The organism is Rhodococcus sp. FG69, assembly GCF_057808915.1.
On sequence record NZ_JBMDIX010000009.1, the window covers coordinates 1 to 15,733 of the forward strand.

The 15,733-nt window shown below is 64.4% G+C and carries 13 protein-coding genes and 1 pseudogene; 5 read left to right on the forward strand and 9 right to left on the reverse strand.

Features of this window, described 5'->3' with window-relative positions; genetic code table 11:
• Window positions 1–263: 263 nt before the first annotated feature.
• Entirely contained in the window at window positions 264–1,220 is a 957-nt protein-coding gene (locus tag ACODSO_RS09000) for an electron transfer flavoprotein subunit alpha/FixB family protein (RefSeq protein ID WP_068375748.1), read from the reverse strand.
• Window positions 1,221–1,296: 76 nt separating this feature from the next.
• Window positions 1,297–2,097 carry an electron transfer flavoprotein subunit beta/FixA family protein gene (locus tag ACODSO_RS09005; RefSeq protein ID WP_489036552.1) on the reverse strand — a complete coding sequence of 267 codons (801 nt, stop codon included), beginning with the start codon at window positions 2,095–2,097 and terminating at the stop codon, window positions 1,297–1,299.
• Between the two features lie 220 nt (window positions 2,098–2,317).
• Between ACODSO_RS09005 and ACODSO_RS09010 the strand changes: the two genes are divergently transcribed.
• The 3 genes from ACODSO_RS09010 to ACODSO_RS09020 are packed head-to-tail and all read left to right on the forward strand — an operon-like array spanning window position 2,318 to window position 5,915.
• Window positions 2,318–3,124: a class I SAM-dependent methyltransferase gene (locus ACODSO_RS09010; protein ID WP_489036553.1), complete on the forward strand. Its 807-nt coding sequence runs from the start codon at window positions 2,318–2,320 to the stop codon at window positions 3,122–3,124.
• Between the two features lie 32 nt (window positions 3,125–3,156).
• The gene (locus ACODSO_RS09015) at window positions 3,157–4,665 is read left to right on the forward strand and encodes a 1,4-alpha-glucan branching protein domain-containing protein (RefSeq protein WP_489036710.1); all 1,509 of its coding nucleotides are present in this window, start codon (window positions 3,157–3,159) and stop codon (window positions 4,663–4,665) included.
• A gap of 2 nt (window positions 4,666–4,667) precedes the next feature.
• Window positions 4,668–5,915 (forward strand): glycosyltransferase family 4 protein, encoded by a 1,248-nt coding sequence (locus ACODSO_RS09020; protein ID WP_489036555.1) that lies wholly within the window; start codon window positions 4,668–4,670, stop codon window positions 5,913–5,915.
• On the opposite strand, the gene ACODSO_RS09025 is transcribed toward ACODSO_RS09020, so the two are convergent.
• Complete coding sequence (locus ACODSO_RS09025; protein WP_489036557.1) at window positions 5,898–6,674, reverse strand: acyltransferase; 777 nt, start codon at window positions 6,672–6,674, stop codon at window positions 5,898–5,900. The two genes, ACODSO_RS09020 and ACODSO_RS09025, sit on opposite strands and share 18 nt — an antisense overlap.
• Window positions 6,675–6,845: 171 nt before the next feature.
• Here ACODSO_RS09025 and ACODSO_RS09030 point away from each other — a divergent pair, with 171 nt between their 5' ends.
• The gene (locus ACODSO_RS09030) at window positions 6,846–8,156 is read left to right on the forward strand and encodes an outer membrane protein assembly factor BamB family protein (RefSeq protein WP_489036558.1); all 1,311 of its coding nucleotides are present in this window, start codon (window positions 6,846–6,848) and stop codon (window positions 8,154–8,156) included.
• Here the strand turns inward: ACODSO_RS09030 and ACODSO_RS09035 are convergent.
• From ACODSO_RS09035 to ACODSO_RS09055, 5 genes are read right to left on the reverse strand one after another with little or no spacing between them, the layout of a single operon-like run.
• A complete protein-coding gene (locus ACODSO_RS09035; RefSeq protein ID WP_489036559.1) occupies window positions 8,144–9,325 on the reverse strand; it encodes a THUMP-like domain-containing protein in 1,182 nt (393 codons plus the stop codon). The genes ACODSO_RS09030 and ACODSO_RS09035 overlap by 13 nt on opposite strands.
• A gap of 16 nt (window positions 9,326–9,341) precedes the next feature.
• Window positions 9,342–10,370, reverse strand: coding sequence for a class I SAM-dependent methyltransferase (locus tag ACODSO_RS09040; RefSeq protein ID WP_068375736.1), 1,029 nt, complete (start codon window positions 10,368–10,370; stop codon window positions 9,342–9,344).
• A 54-nt stretch (window positions 10,371–10,424) separates the two neighbouring features.
• Entirely contained in the window at window positions 10,425–11,204 is a 780-nt protein-coding gene (locus ACODSO_RS09045; RefSeq protein WP_489036560.1) for an enoyl-CoA hydratase/isomerase family protein, read from the reverse strand.
• An 11-nt stretch (window positions 11,205–11,215) separates the two neighbouring features.
• Complete coding sequence (locus ACODSO_RS09050) at window positions 11,216–12,046, reverse strand: NUDIX hydrolase (RefSeq protein WP_489036561.1); 831 nt, start codon at window positions 12,044–12,046, stop codon at window positions 11,216–11,218.
• Between the two features lie 35 nt (window positions 12,047–12,081).
• Window positions 12,082–12,912, reverse strand: coding sequence for an ABC transporter ATP-binding protein (locus ACODSO_RS09055; protein WP_489036562.1), 831 nt, complete (start codon window positions 12,910–12,912; stop codon window positions 12,082–12,084).
• Between the two features lie 103 nt (window positions 12,913–13,015).
• Here ACODSO_RS09055 and glgX point away from each other — a divergent pair, with 103 nt between their 5' ends.
• The gene (glgX, locus tag ACODSO_RS09060) at window positions 13,016–15,118 is read left to right on the forward strand and encodes a glycogen debranching protein GlgX (protein ID WP_489036711.1); all 2,103 of its coding nucleotides are present in this window, start codon (window positions 13,016–13,018) and stop codon (window positions 15,116–15,118) included.
• Between the two features lie 59 nt (window positions 15,119–15,177).
• On the opposite strand, the pseudogene yczE reads toward glgX, so the two are convergent.
• Window positions 15,178–15,714, reverse strand: a pseudogene (gene yczE, locus ACODSO_RS09065) (membrane protein YczE); the annotation flags it as partial.
• Window positions 15,715–15,733 lie beyond the last annotated feature (19 nt).

Below are 15,733 nucleotides of genomic sequence, written 5' to 3' on the forward strand. Positions count from 1 at the left end.
AACAGGGCGGGAGCGGAGCCTGCGGAGTGACCCAACAGGGCGGGAGCGGAGCCTGCGGAGTGACCCAACAGGGCGGGAGCGGAGCCTGTGCCCGCGGAGTTTGCGGTGTCAGCGGTCATGACTGAAGTGGTCATGATGCTGTGTCTAACGGTTCGGAGCGGCGCTAGCGCGTCGGCAGGGTAACGCGTCCGAAGCTGTTGTGTGAACGGCAGTACGCAGCCCCCGCATCCGGTGGATGCGGGGGCTGCGTGGTGTGCGAGGGGTCAGCCCTTGTGCTTCTTGACCGCTTCGGTCAACTGCGGAGCGACGTTGAACAGATCGCCCACGATGCCGTAGTCGGCGATCTCGAAAATGGGAGCTTCTTCGTCCTTGTTGACGGCGACGATGGTCTTCGAGGTCTGCATACCGGCGCGGTGCTGGATGGCGCCGGAGATGCCGAGTGCGATGTAGAGCTGCGGCGAGACGGTCTTGCCCGTCTGGCCGACCTGGAACTGGCCCGGGTAGTAACCGGAGTCGACCGCTGCGCGCGACGCGCCGACGGCTGCTCCGAGCGAGTCGGCGAGAGCCTCGACGACGCTGAACTTGTCAGCGCTACCGACGCCTCGGCCACCGGACACCACGACGGTGGCCTCGGTGAGTTCCGGACGGTCGCCACCGACAATCGGGTCACGGGAGGTCACCTTGGTGACGCCCTCTTCCTGAGCCGGGACCTCGACGGTCTCGCGGGTTCCGGCGCCGGCCTTCGGCTCGGCCTCGACTGCACCCGGACGCAGCGAGATGACGGGGACGTCGCCGTTGGCCTTGGCCTCGACGGTGAATGCTCCACCGAAGATGGAGTAGGTGGCACTTCCGTCGCCGTTGACGGCGATGACGTCGTTGTGCAGACCGGATCCCAGGCGCGCTGCGAGACGCCCAGCGACCTCTTTGCCTTCGATGCTGGCGGCGGTGAAAATCGCCGCCGGGCTCACGGACTCGGCAAGTGCCGACAACACGTCGACCTTCGGGGTGATGACGTATCCGTCGATGTCGTCGGATTCGGCGGCGTAGATCTTCTCGGCGCCTGCCTCGGTCAGCGCGTCGGCCAGCTTGTCCGTGGTTCCCGCTGGACCGGTAACGACTGCGGACGGCTCACCGAGCGCCCGAGCCGCGGTGATCAGTTCGGTACTGACCTTCTTCAGTGTTCCTTCGACGTGCTCCACGAGCACGAGTACTTCTGCCATGACTTGCTCTCCTTGCGTGGTCTACGCGGCGTTTCGGGTCACTCCTGCGGTCTGCGTTCCCGCAGGTGGGGCGAGATCAGATGATCTTCTGGCCTACGAGGTAGGTAGCGATCTTGTCGCCGCCGTCGCCCTCGTCGGTAACCCGCTCGCCTGCGGTCTTGGGAGGCTTGGGGGTGGACGACGTCACGGTCGTTCCTGCGTTCTCGACGCCGACGATGCCGTCCTCGACGCCGATGTCGGCGAGCGTGATGGTCTGGACCGTCTTCTTCTTCGCGGCCATGATGCCCTTGAAGGACGGGAAGCGCGGCTCGTTGATCTTCTCGGTGACGCTGACGATGGCGGGCAGCGATGCTTCGAGACCGAAGATGCCCTCGTCCGTCTCACGTTCGCCGGAGACCTTGCCCGCATCCACGGTCAGCTTGCGCAGCTGGGTGAGGGCGGGGATCTGCAGGTATTCGGCGATGATCGCGGGCACTGCGCCAGTGCGGCCATCGGTGGCCTCGTTGCCTGCGATGATCAGGTCGGCGGGCTCGTCGTTCTCGAATGCGACGTTTCCGAGAGCAGCAGCGAGTGCGTATGCAGTCTGGATGGCGTCCGAACCGTGGAGCGAAGGGTCGTTCAGGTGGACCGCACTGTCGGCACCCATCGAAAGCGCCTTGCGGATCGCGTCGGTTGCGCGATCGGGGCCTGCTGACAGAACCTTCACCTCGCCGCCCTGAGACTCCTTGATGAGCAGAGCTTCCTCGACAGCGCGCTCGTTGATCTCGTCGAGCACTGCGTCTGCTGCCTCACGGTCGAGCGTGAAATCGCCGTCGGTGAGCTTGCGCTCGGACCACGTGTCGGGAACCTGCTTGATCAAAACAACGATGTTCGTCATGGGTCTGCGTCGACCTCCTGGTCATGTTCCGCTGATTCGTCCGGGGTGAATCGTCTAGCGCCTATGGGTTCTTGCTGTTCTAGGCCCTGCCGTAGATTACCCCATGTTTAGTTACTGGTGGGTAACTTACCGTAATTCCGATCTGACCATACATCCCACCTACCCGTACGTACGCCACCGCCGATAGTTGTGGGCCGGGCAAGGCGCTACCCTCTCGTCGGTGAGCGATTCATCATCAGCCGACACTTCTGCGGAACCCCGGCCAGAGCCACTCCCCCTCACCGGGGAGCGCACTGTGCCGGGCATCGACCAGGAGAACTACTGGTTCCGTCGGCACGAGGTCGTGTACGAAAAACTGCTGACGCACTGCGCCGGGCGCGTGGTGCTGGAGGCCGGATCCGGAGAAGGCTACGGCGCCAACATGATTGCCGACGTTGCCACGTCGGTCACCTGTCTCGACTACGACGCCTCGGCGGCCGAACACGTACGCGGGCGCTACCCGAGGGTCGGCATGCTTCGAGGCAATCTGGCACAGCTACCGTTCGCAGACAACTCGGTCGACGTCGTCGTCAACTTCCAGGTCATCGAGCACCTCTGGGACCAGGGCCAGTTCCTCGACGAGTGCTTCCGAGTCCTGGTGCCCGGAGGAACGCTGCTGATCAGCACGCCCAACCGGATCACGTTCTCGCCGGGTCGCGACACACCGCTCAACCCGTTTCATACTCGCGAGCTGAATGCCGACGAACTCACCGAACTGCTTGTCGGAAGCAACTTCGTCGTGCAGGCGATGACGGGCGTGCACCACGGCACGGTCTTACGCGAACTCGACGCCAAGCACGGCGGTTCGTTCATCGATGCCCAGATCGAACGCGCGCTTGCCGGCGAGGACTGGCCCGCCGACCTGACTGCCGACGTCGCCGCGATTTCGACGGCCGACTTCGACATCGACCCATCCGACATGGACGGCAGCCTCGATCTCGTCGCCATTGCAGTGAAACCGGGCCAACAGTCTGCGCTGAGCGGTTGAGCACTCCTCCACCGAAGGTGACCGAACCGGGGATGTTCGCCCTCGTTCTGCACTCCCATCTCCCCTGGCTTGCCAATCACGGTCGCTGGCCGGTCGGCGAAGAGTGGCTGTACCAGTCGTGGGCAGGTTCGTATCTGCCGTTGACGGACATGCTCACCGCGCTCGCCGACGAGGGCCGCACACACCTGCTGACCCTGGGCATCACACCCGTGCTGGCCGCTCAGCTGGACGATCCGCACTGCCTGTCGGGAATGCATCACTGGCTCGCCAATTGGCAGCTTCGTGCGCACGAGGCGACGGATCGAGATCTGTCGAGTCGCGAGCACCGTTCGGCAGCACACGCTCTCGCCACCTTCGAAACTCGTTGGCGGCACGGTGGCTCGCCGGTTCTGCGCCCGCTCGTCGACGCAGGCACCGTCGAGATGCTCGGCGGGCCGCTGGCACACCCCTTCCAGCCGCTCATGGACGAGCGCCTCCGTGAATTCTCGCTGTCCGAAGGTTTGGCCGATGCGCGCATGCGGTTGGGCACACGGCCCAACGGAATCTGGGCACCGGAGTGCGCCTACGCGCCCGGCATGGAACGAGGTTATGCCGACGCCGGAGTAACCCATTTCATGGTCGACGGCCCTGCGCTGCGCGGAGACACGAGCTTGGGAAGGCCGGTGCGCGATTCCGACGTCGTCGCCTTCGGTCGCGACCTCGACGTCAGTTACCGCGTGTGGTCACCGAAGTCCGGTTACCCGGGCCACTCCGCCTACCGGGACTTCCACACCTACGACCACGCAACCGGACTCAAGCACGCGCGGGTGACCGGCAGGGGCGTCGAGTCTGCAGACAAGGCCCCCTACGACCCGGAAGCTGCCTCCGCTGCGATCGACAAACACGTCACCGATTTCGTCGACACGGTCCGTCGTCGCCTCCGCTGCGAATCGGATCGGATCGGCCGACCTGCGCTCGTTGTCGCTGCGTTCGACACCGAACTGTTCGGCCACTGGTGGTTCGAAGGACCCGTGTGGCTCGAACGCGTGCTGCGCGCGCTACCCGAGGCGGGTATCGATGTCGGAACACTCGCGGACGCACGTGCCAGGGGCTTCGTCGGAACTCGCGTCGATCTGCCTATGTCATCGTGGGGCTCGGGCAAGGACTGGCGGGTCTGGAACGGCAAGGCCGTCCAGGACCTCGTCGATCTCAACTCCGAAGTCACCGCGACCGCACTCGACGCCATCGACAAGAACCGGGACCACTCGTTCGGGAGGCCCGAATTGCGTAACCGGGTGAACGACCAGATGGTGCGTGAGACACTCAACACAATCGCAAGTGACTGGGCGTTCATGGTCAGCAAGGATTCTGCCGCCGAATATGCACGCCAGCGAGCACATGTTCACGCGCATGCGCTGCGAGAGATCGCTGATGCGGTCGAACGCGGCCGCGCCGGCCGCGCGGCCGAACTTGCGGAGCAGTGGAATCGGGCGGATGGGCTCTTCCCAGCGCTCGATGCGCGGCGGCTGCGCACGGATCGACCGTTCGGAGGGGAGCGCTGAAGTTGAAGGTCTTGATGGTGTCGTGGGAATACCCACCGGTCGTGGTCGGCGGCCTCGGCAGGCATGTTCATCATCTGGCGACCGAACTCGTCCGAGCAGGCCACGAGGTCGTCGTCCTCGCGCGTCGCCCGACGGGGACCGATGCGTCGACGCATCCGACCCATCACCGCATCGAGGACGGTGTGCTGGTCGTCGCCGTCGCGGAGGACCCCGCTCACTTCGTCTTCGGCGAGGACATGCTGGCGTGGACGCTGGCGATGGGACACGCCATGGTGCGAGCAGGCATCGCGCTCGGCAAGCCCGGACTCGGTGAAGGATGGACGCCCGACGTCGTTCACGCACACGACTGGCTCGTCGCCCACCCGTCCATCGCGCTGGCCGAGCACTTCGACGTGCCGCTTGTGTCTACGATCCATGCCACCGAGGCGGGCAGGCACAGCGGCTGGATCTCCGGCCGTGTCAACCGGCAAGTGCACTCGATCGAGTGGTGGCTCGCCAACGATTCCGACGCTGTCATCACGTGTTCGGCATCCATGAAGGAGGAGGTGACGCGCCTGTTCGGAATTCGAGACGCGTCCGTCGCAGTGATCAGGAACGGAATCGACATCCGCACCTGGAGCTTCCGACGCCGCGAGCCACGCCAGGAGCCGGCCAAGCTGCTGTATGTGGGTCGACTCGAATACGAAAAGGGCATTCAGGATGTCATTGCCGCGTTGCCGCGCATTCGCCGTAGCCACCCTGGCACCACCCTCCACATCGCCGGTGAAGGCACACAGTTCGCTTGGCTGGCTCAGTTGGCTCGGACACATCGCGTCGCACGTGCAGTCTCGTTCCTCGGTTCGCTCGATCACACCGAGCTACTCGGCTGGCTGCACGGCGCCGACGCCATCGTCCTGCCCAGCCGCTACGAGCCGTTCGGCATAATCGCATTGGAAGCTGCGGCGGCCGGAACCCCACTCGTGGCGTCGACTGCAGGTGGCCTCGGCGAGGCAATCGTCGACGGCGTCACCGGGTTGTCGTTCGAAGCGGCTGACGTCGGCGGTCTCGCGAACGCAGTTCGACGGGTGCTCGACAACGTAGATGCAGCTCAGGATCGGGCGGTGGCAGCCCGGGAGCGCCTCACCGTCGATTTCGACTGGAAGCACGTCGCCGACGCAACAGCGCAGGTGTACCTCGCGGCCAAGCGTAAGGTTCGATACCCGCTGGCCAGGCCTGTCATCGTCGAACGGGCTCTACCCGAGCGAAGCTGAGTCTCCCCTGGCTGTTTCAGCGGCCTTCAGTGCTTTCTTTCGCTCGATGTCTTCCAGCGCCGCGATGTATTCGGCTCGCTGCGCGGCTCCGGCCTCCCAGTCGGCCTTGCGATTGCGAACGACCTTCGCCGGCGCACCCACAGCGATGCTGTAGTCCGGAATCGTGCCCTTGACCACGGCGTGGGCGCCCAGAACACAACCGCGCCCGATGCTTGTCTCGCGAAGGACGGTGACCTTTGCCGCGATCCAGGTGTCCGGGCCGATCCGTACCGGCCCTTTGACGATTCCCTGATCTTTGATGGGTGTCGTCACGTCGTCCATGCGATGGTCGAAGTCGCAGATGTAGCACCAGTCCGCGACGAGCGTGGACGCACCTATCTCGATGTCGAGGTAGGTATTGACGACGTTGTCCTTCCCGAACACCACTTTGTCGCCGATACGCAGCGAGCCTTCGTGGCAGCGGATCGCGTTCCCGTCACCGATGTGTACCCAACGGCCGATCTCCAACCTCGACAGCTCCGGCGTCGAGTGAATCTCGACGTTCTTCCCAAGGAAGACCATTCCGCGAAGAATGACGTGAGGGTTCGCTGCCTTGAACCGGGCGAGACGGTAGTACCGGACCAGGTACCACGGGGTGTACGCCTTGTTCTGCAGGACCCAGCGCAGCGAGTCGAGGGTGAGGAAGCGCGCCTGGTCCTCGTCGCGTCGCCTGGATCCGCGCCACCGTGAACGCAGCGGTGCGTTCCACATGCTCGTCATACCGAGACACCCTAGTGGGACTCGAGTGGGGCCTGCGGAACGACCCAGATAGACGGGAGTGGAGCCTGCGGAACGACCCAGATAGACGGGAGCCGCTTTCCTGATCGGCCCGGTCGCCGGGATAGTCTCTGTGCTTGACACGTGGGATCGAGGACGAGGGAGTTGCACAAGGTGCTTGGCGGCAGAGCTGGTTTCACACGTGTGGCCACGCTGGCGACTGTCGCAGCGTTGACCGCCGTCGCGTGTGGGAGCGATCAGGGCAGCATCGACGCGTTCGCCGCGGGCGGCTGGCCGGTTGCCCACGGCGACGCCCGCAACAGCAGCACTTCCGACCTCTCCGGCTTGTCCGACGTCTCCCTCGACTGGACGCGCCCGTTGGGGGGCGCGGTCGTCTCACCGCTGTCGATCGCGTCGACCGGTCAGATGTTCGTCGGTGCCTACTCCGAATCCGGTTGCAATCTCTTCTCGTTCGAGATCGATTCCGGCCGCAAGCGCTGGTGTAATCGCATCGGCCCATCGGTCGCGACCGCAACGCCGCTCGTGGATTCGGTCGCCAACATCTACGTCGGCGACGACGGTGGATTCTCCTCGTACAACGATCACGGCCAGCTTCGGTGGCGCACTCCTACCTATGGTGTGCCCCGGTCGGCTCAGTTCCTGGGCGATGGAAGCGTTCTCGCGGTCACTCAGTTCGGGCAGATGAACGTCCTGGACACGCAGACCGGCCAGACTGTTGTGCCGATCCATGATCTCGTCGCGCTTCCGGACTTCCTCGCGTCGCCGGATACCGACTTCTTGCCTCCGAATACCGGGCTCGAGGACTGCGCTACCGGATCGCCGGAGTGTGCAGTGCCCGCCACGCCTGCCGTCGATCTGGATGCGTCCGAGATCTTTCTCGTCCTGTGGCGACCCGGTGCCGTTGCACCGCAATTGGTGTCGCTGCATTACGACGCCTCGGCGACGCCCGCGATAACCGAGACGTGGTCGTCGGAACTACTTCCTGCCGCTGTTACGTCGAGTCCGGTGCTGTCCAGTGACGGAGATACTGTCTATCTCGCTGATGTCGACGGTCGGCTGAGTGCGTTCGATACCGTGGACGGTTCGGTGAAGTGGACGTTCGGAGCCGGATTCGGGGACAGGGGTACTCCGTCGGTGTCGTCTGACGGCTACATCGTCCCGGTCGGCGGCCGAACAGGTGTGCGCGCTATCCGTGACGACGGGGACAGCGCCAGCGTGGCGTGGTCACGAGATGACGTTCAGCAATTGGGAACCCCAGTGCAGGCCAAGGACGGCACGCTGGTGACCGTGACCGGCCGAGGCGATGAGCTGTACCTGACCTCGCTGAATTCCGGTACCGGGGAAACGATCTCGGATCGAGTACTGCCTGGCGCGGCAGGATTCACCGTCGGTACGTCGATCGGGCCGGACGGCCAGGTGATCACCGCGTCCTACCTCGGTGAAATCTTCACCTACGCACCGTGATGCGTGCGTCCCGGTTCTCGCGCCGCACAGATGAAAGCCACGCCTGATCGCTCGATGCGCGTGATGATCACCGACAGCGCGACGTCGCCCTTCAACTTCAGGCGCGGTCGGAGCACAGCCGGATCCACGTCGATCCCCCGCACCAGGATCTCCACGGACCCACATCGATGGCTCGTCAATGCTTGCCGCAGCGTCTTCTCCGAGAACTTGATTCTCTCGAGAATCTTGAAACCATTGACTCCGATGGGCACGGAATCACCGGTCAGATAAGCGATTCGGGGATCGAGTTGCCACAACCCGTGCTTGGCCGCGTAGTGGCGCACCAGGCCGGCCCGCACCACGGCGCCGTCCGGATCGATGATCCACTGACCCGGCGCCGCGACCTCGATATCGTCCGGCTCTGCGTCGGTGATCTCGTAGTTCCATCCGTCCGAGGTCAACACCGATGCGCGCCGACCGACGGTGGTGTCGGTCAGACCCGACGACCACAGACACGCTTCCTTGACGCCACCGTCCAGCGACACCAATTCGACCTCGCCGTCCCACCCCAGTGCGTCGAAGTCCAGACCCGGAGCACATTTGACGACGAGATCCCTGCGCGCGTAGTTCTCGAGCAGCGCAGGCAGCGGTGGCTCGAGCGCCGCTGGATCGTAGGTTCGCCTGCCTCCCGCACGTCGCCCCGGGTCGGCGAGCACAACTGTGCCGTGGGTGGTCGGTGTGAGTGCATCTGCACGCAGCACGGCTGCGCCAGGAACGTTGAGTGTCGCCATCCGCAGTCGTACGGCGTCCAGATCGCTGCCGATCACCAGTCCCGGCGTCTTCGTCAATGCCGCGAGTTCGGTACCGATGGAGCAGGTGACGTCGTGCACGTCCCGTCCCGCCAAACGCTCTGCCCGACGCCGAGCGATGATCGACGGCGTCGCCTGCTGGACAGCATCGTCGGTCAGTAGCCAACTGCCTACGTCCGACAGCTTGGTTCGTGCCTTTCGCCGAAGACGTGTCGTCTCCACCAGCGCGGCGGCACGATCTCCGAACGACGCACGCGCCGTCGCAATATCGGCGAGCATCGAGGCCTTTGTCAGGGGCAGTTCTTCGATCCGGCGTAGCGCAACGACACCGACATCGCTGGACAGAAAGTCGATGTCGGTGCCGTCGAACTCGTAGGGCATGTGGTGAGGGAGGAGCTCAGTCGGACTTCACTCCGGTGATCATCACGTTGTAGAAGAAGCTGCGGGGCACCACGTGCTCGAGTACGTTCTCGTCCACCCAGCTCAAGGTCTTCCACCCACCGAAGGCGAACCGTGCCCAGTTCCAGCCGAGCTTCTCGGCCGGAACCGCGGCCTCGAATGTGCGTACCGGCCAGCCGAGCAACGCAGCGGCAAATTCCTCGGTCTGCGCCTGTACCTCGACGGCGCCGGCGCTGCGAGCGATGTTCTCGAGATCGGTCGGGTCGAAGGTATGCAGGTCGACGACGGCTTCGAGCGCAGCAGCGCGTGAAGATTCGTCGAGTTCTTCCTGCGGTTTGCGCCAACTCGCGAGGAACGGCAATTTGGTGGCCCTTGTCGTCGCCTCCCAGGTGAGTCGCCCGAGCCACCGCGCGTAGAAGTTCCCTATCGTGGTGGGCTCACCCGCGAACACGAAACGTCCACCGGGCTTGAGCACCCGTAGCACCTCCCGCAACGACTGCTCGACGTCGGGAATGTGGTGCAGTACCGCATGCCCGACAACCAGGTCGAAGGTGTTGTCCTCGTACGGGATGGTTTCGGCGTCCGCGACCCGTCCATCCACATCCAGGTTCAGGTGCTCGGCGTTGCGCAGCGCGACCTTGACCATGCCGGGTGACAAATCCGTGACCGATCCCTTGTCGGCAACACCGGCCTGCATGAGATTGAGGAGAAAGAAGCCGGTTCCGCACCCCAATTCCAGTGCACGTCCGTGCGGAAGTGCGTCCTGAGCGCTCGGTTGCCCGCTGACGGCCTGGTCGAAGCGCCCACGCGCGTAGTCGATGCATCGCTCGTCGTACGAGATCGACCATTTGTCGTCGTACGTCTCCGCTTCCCAGTCGTGATAGAGCACCTGAGCAAGCTTTGTGTCACTGCGCGCAGCCTCGACCTGCTCGGCGGTGGCATGCGGATTGGGCGCGGGGTCGTTCGGAGCGTCCGGAACCAAGTGCAGTGTGGCGTCGGAGTTACCGTCGTGCGGGCTTGCAGTCATCAGGGCAGCCTACTATCCAGTAGAAAATGAACAAGTTCTAGTTGTCAGCCGAGGTCATTCCCCGACGAACTCGGCTTTGCCCGGTCCGTTGGCGATGAACGATTCCATTCCGATGGTCCGGTCTTTGGTGCCGAACAACGCCGCGAACTGCTGCGCTTCGATCTTGAGGCCAGTTCCCAGGTCGACGTCGAGACCCTGATCGATCGACGCCTTCGCGGCTCCAAGCGCCCGCGAGGCCCCGGTGGTGAACTGCGCCGCCCACTTCCGTGCGGCGTTGTATACCTCGTCGGGAGCGACCACCTCGTCGACCAGTCCGATCCGCAGCGCTTCCTCGGCACCGACGAATCGACCGGTGAACACCATGTCCTTGGCCTTGCTCGGACCAACCAGGCGCGCGAGACGCTGAGTACCGCCGCCGCCGGGAATGACGCCCAACAGCACTTCGGGCACCCCCAGCTTCGCGTTGTCACCGGCGATGCGCCGATCTGCACCCAGCGCCACTTCGAGCCCACCGCCGAGTGCGTACCCGGTGATCGCGGCGACGACCGGCTTCGGTATGTCTGCCAACGATCCGAGCGCGGACTGGAGATCACCGGCGATGTCGGTCATCTGAGCAGACGTCAGTTCGACCATTTCCTTGATGTCCGCTCCCGCGGCGAAGACCTTCTCCCCGCCGTAGACGATGACCGCTCTGACGGACGAATCGACGGTCGCCACGCGCGCAGCGGCACGAATCTCCTCCTGCACCTGACGGTTCAACGCATTCATCGGAGGACGCTCCAACCGAATCGTGCCAATGCCGTCTGATACCTCGAAAGTCACGAACTCAGCCATGTTCACACACGCTACCGGTGGCGGTTCTTCTCTCCGGCCCACGGGTGCGCACTGCCCGCGTAGTAGTGCTCCTGGCCGGGGAATTCGACTCGAAGTTCGCCGTCGACGTGGTAGAGATTTGGCTGTATCGGGGCGATGTCGGGAGATGCGGCGAGCACGGCGCCTACCGAGGAGAACTGGGTCAGCCCGGACAGCTGACTCCACGTCGGCGGCAGAAGAACGGTGCTGCCCTCACGCCAGTCGTCCAGCGCGGACTCGGGAGACCGCCACCGCACCGATGCAGCCTCCGTGGTTGCACCGTCGGCGTATTGACCCTCCGGTTGCACTGCAACGAAGAACCTGGTGTCGTAGCGGCGCTTCTCGCCCACGGGAGTGATCCAGTTCGACCACGGACGCAGTAGATCCGCTCGAAGAACGAGTCCGTTTCGGGTGAGGAACTCACCGAAGGTCTGCTCGCGCCGCTCGAGTGCACCCCGATCCTCGGCATAGACGTCCGTATCGGTCACGACGGTGTCTGTGTTGGGCCCTGCCAGCAGGATTCCGCATTCCTCGAACGTCTCCCGGGCGGCGGCGCACACGAGAGCTGCCGCCTTGCGCTCGTCGACTCCGAACCTGCTCGCCCACCAGGTAGGCGGGGGTCCAGCCCACTCGAGATCGGAATCTGCATCGGAGATGTCGACACCGCCGCCGGGGAACACGGTCATGCCGCCGGCAAATGCCATGCCACCGACCCGCTCCAGCAGGAATACCTCGATGCCGTCATCACGGTTCTGCAGGAGGATGACGGTCGAGGCATCACGGACTGGTGCGGCCTCGGTGGGCGGGAGCTCGGTGGAAGACATCTCCTCGAAACTACAACGCCGTGAAGTCGGACTCCTCAGCGGCGGTGCTGACCGGCGGCCCTGGTGCGTCGGGCGAAGAACCGACCGTCGACACGGTCCAGGGTGATGGACTGGCTGAAGGCCTCGGTGAGGTTCTCCGCCGTGATGACGTCGTCGACGAAGCCCTTGGCGACCACACCGCCTTCTTTCAACAGCAGCGCATGGCTGAAGCCGGGTGGGATTTCTTCCACATGGTGCGTGATCAGCACCGTTGCCGGCGCATCCGGATCGGCCGCGAGGTCGGCCAACCGTGCGACGAGTTCCTCGCGACCACCGAGGTCGAGACCGGCGGCGGGTTCGTCGAGGAGGAGCAGTTCGGGATCGGTCATGAGTGCCCGCGCAATCAGTACGCGCTTGCGCTCACCTTCGGACAGTGTTCCGTAGGTCCGCTGAGCCAGGTGCTCGGCGCCGAGGCTCTCCAGCATCTCGACTGCACGCTCGGTGTCCATGTCGTCGTAGCGCTCGCGCCAGCGACCGAGGACGCTGTACCCCGCAGAGACGACCAGATCGCTGACGATTTCGTCGGCAGGAATGCGGTGAGCGAGGGCGGAGGACGACAGACCGATGCGAGGTTTCAGGTCGGCGACGTCGGCCTTGCCCAAGACCTCGCCGAGCACATGTGCTGTGCCGGAGGTGGGATGAACTTCAGCGGCGGCGATGCGCATCAACGACGTCTTGCCCGCACCGTTCGGCCCGAGAACGACCCACCGTTCGTCGAGTTCCACCTGCCAGGTCACCGGGCCGACGAGTGTAACTCCACCCCGCCTGATGAGAACGTCGTTGAAATCGATGAGCAGATCGGGATCCGGTTCAGACACGTTGTCCATCTTGTCGCACATCCGCCGCGCTTACACGGCAGGATCTCCATGCGTGTCGTCCAAATCTCATCACACCGCGCGTCAGACAGCCCTCCACCCTGCCCGCGCGGACATCCATGCCCCGGGTTCGGCGTTCCCTCTCGGGGCAACCTCCACCCACGGTGGTACGCAATTCGCAGTCCACTCCCCCGACGCCGATGGTGTCGAGATCTGTCTCGTCGACGACAACGGCATCGAGCGACGCGTCGAACTGCGCAGTCGAACCTTCGGAATCTGGCACGGATTCGTCCCCGGCGTCGAGCCTGGAGCGCGATACGGAATCCGAGCGCACGGACCGTGGGACCCGACCAACGGTCGTCGTTTCAACGACCACAAGATCCTCCTCGATCCGGCAGCTCGGCAGATCACCGGCCGTCTCGGTGCTGCCTCTGCACTCCTGCCCTACGAGGACGAGCCCTTCGGCCAGGCAAGCAGGGTCGATTCGCTCGGCCACATGCCGCTGTCCGTGGTCACCGCGCAGCCCACCGTCAGGCAGATCGACCGACCGACCGTGCCGTGGGATCGAACTGTTCTGTACGAGCTCCACGTGGGCGCGTACACGGCCCGGCACCCCGGTGTGCCGATCAGCCATCGTGGCACCTACCTCGGTCTGACGGCACCAGCGGTCCTGGAACATCTCACCCGGCTGGGCGTGACGACGGTGGAACTGCTGCCCGTACAGGCGATGCTGACCGAGCCGGACGTACGCGCGCGCGGCATGCGAAATCACTGGGGCTACTCGACCGGCGCCTACTTCGCTCCGGATCCTCGGTTCGCCTCGGTTCCGGGCAACGAGATCTCCGAATTCAAGGTGATGGTCGACGCACTGCATTCGGCCGGCATCGAAGTCGTCCTCGACGTCGTCTACAACCACACGTGCGAGTCCTCCGTTGCCGGGCCGTCGATCAGTTGGCGCGGTCTCGACGCACCCGGGTACTACCTACTGGACGCCCGCGGGTACGACGTCGACCTCACCGGCTGCGGAAACACACTGGACTCGGCGTCACCCGCCGTCGTACGCATGGTGTGCGACAGCCTCCGATACTGGGCCGACGACATGGGCGTCGACGGCTTCCGATTCGACCTCGCCAGCACCCTCGGCCGACCAGGTGGATGGCGCTTCGATTCTCGCGCTCCGCTTCTCACTGCTATCACCACCGATCCGGTCCTATCGAGCCGGAAACTGATCGCCGAGCCGTGGGACGCCACCGGCGCCGGCTATCAAGTGGGTGGATTCGGCAGCATGTGGTCGGAGTGGAACGACCGATACCGCGACACGGTGCGTAGATTCTGGTCCGGGCAGTCCGGCGTCAGGGAACTGGCGTCGAGACTTGCCGGCTCGGAGGACATCTACGGCGGCGGCGTCCGAAAGCCATGGGCGTCAGTCAATTTCGTCACCGCACACGACGGTTTCACCGTCCGCGATCTGGTGTCGTACTCGCACAAGCACAACGAGGCGAACGGCGAAGAGAACCGAGACGGCACCGACAACAATCTGTCGACCAGTCACGGGGTCGAGGGTCCGACCACCGATCCATCGATTGTGTCTGCGCGTGATCGCCACTCCCGTGCACTGCTTGCGACGCTCACACTGTCGACCGGCACCCCCATGCTCCTCGCCGGAGACGAATTGGGGCACACTCAATTCGGCAACAACAATGCTTATTGCGTTCCCGCCGACGCCGCTGCGGCCGACTCGTGGGCGATCGAATGGTCGGAAGTTGACACCGAACTGGTCGCGTTCGTCACACGGCTGCTGCGCATCCGGCGCAGCGCACCTTCACTCCGCCAGCAGGAGTTTTTCATCGGCCGCGACACTCTGAGCGGCAGGCCTGATCTCGTCTGGTTCGACGCGTTCGGGCACGAGATGAACACGGAGTCCTGGAACGACGACTCGGTGCGAACGATGCAGGCGTGGGTCGACGGCAGTGATGTTCGCTCCTACGAGCCTGACGGCGTGCCCGTCGACGACGCCAGTTCGTTGTTGATCGTGCACTCAGGTGGTCCGACCGAAGTCTCGTTGGCGTGCCCCGACTGGGCAGCAACACGATTCGTTCCGGTGTTCGATTCCTCGTCGCCAGACGGAGTGCCTGCGAACTCCTCCCCCATCGAAGCAGGCTCGTCGATCGCATTGTCGGGTGCAACGGTTCTCGTACTGCGCAGCGACGGCAAGTAGGTCATGAACAGCTGAACGAGAGGTCCGATTCCGAACGCGTACAACAGAGTTCCGACTCCGACGTTGCCACCGAGCAGCCAACCGGTCACGACCACCACCAATTCGATGCACGTGCGAACCAAGCGGATGGACAAACCGGTGCGCGCGACGAGTCCCGTCATCAAGCCGTCGCGCGGCCCCGGACCCATCTCCGCACCGATGTACAACGCGGTCGCGAACGCGTTCATGACGATCCCGGTCGTCAGCAGCGCTGCCCGCGCGGCCACGCCGTCGACCGCGGGAAGCCAGTTCAGCGAGACGTCGACCGACACGGCTATGACCACCACGTTGCTCACGGTGCCCAGCCCCGGCTTCTGCCGCAGCGGGATCCACGCGAGCAGAACTACGAGTCCGGTCAACGCGGTGATCGTCCCGAAGCTCAGCGGCAGGTGCTTGCTTACACCCTGATGGAACACGTCCCACGGGTCGAGACCGAGGCTCGCGGTCACCATCAACGCCATCGAGAGTCCGTAGAGCCAGAGTCCGACATAGAGCGCTATCAGACGGACAGTGAGTTGTTGGGCACGGCTGTTCGATCGCATGAAGTCCAGTTTCATCGCTCACTGGCACCTTCAG